The 583-nt window shown below is 31.0% G+C and carries 1 protein-coding gene; it reads right to left on the reverse strand.

Annotation, left to right across the window (positions count from 1 at the left end; genetic code table 11):
- On the reverse strand, positions 1–583 hold a 583-nt coding region (locus INF61_RS22785), incomplete at both ends, for a tyrosine-type recombinase/integrase (protein WP_193548162.1).

Below are 583 nucleotides of genomic sequence, written 5' to 3' on the forward strand. Positions count from 1 at the left end.
TCATAGAAGAGTTTGCTGATTTATGATCTAACGCTTTAGCAATCACCTCAATTGAGGCTCCTTCATTAGCCAGTCGACTCCCTAATGTATATCTGAATCTTCTGGCATTAAGCTCTATATAGCTGTTAGTCCTTTCTGATCTAACATCGAATTTTGAAGGAAAGCGTTTTAATAGCTTTGACATGACTGAATTTTTCATATGGAAAAAATCTGTTGTTAAATCAGATAGAAACTCCTCAATTATTTTTATTTCCGTAATCTTGTCTAAATCCATGAAGATTGGCAATTCGCCTCTATAGTTATTAATCCCAACACTAAATTTATCTTCTACAAACACCTGATTTTCATCAATTAGCATTGATAAGCTGTCATACAAAAACTTTTCTATCATTACCATGTTAAATTCATTTCTGAATGATTTCCTTTGTTTTACTTTTGGTACATTTAAAAAATACCCTTTCTCATTTTTAATGAGATCCTTAGCTTTTAGAGAGATTAATTGTAATGGCCTTCTTCCTGTTATTGCCAACAGAAGAATATAACAATATAAGAAGCGTTGAATTTTCTTCTGAAGATAAAATTT

Origin of the sequence: Enterobacter cloacae complex sp. P18RS (assembly GCF_014982105.1) — a bacterium.
Classification (GTDB): domain Bacteria; phylum Pseudomonadota; class Gammaproteobacteria; order Enterobacterales; family Enterobacteriaceae; genus Enterobacter; species Enterobacter hormaechei_C.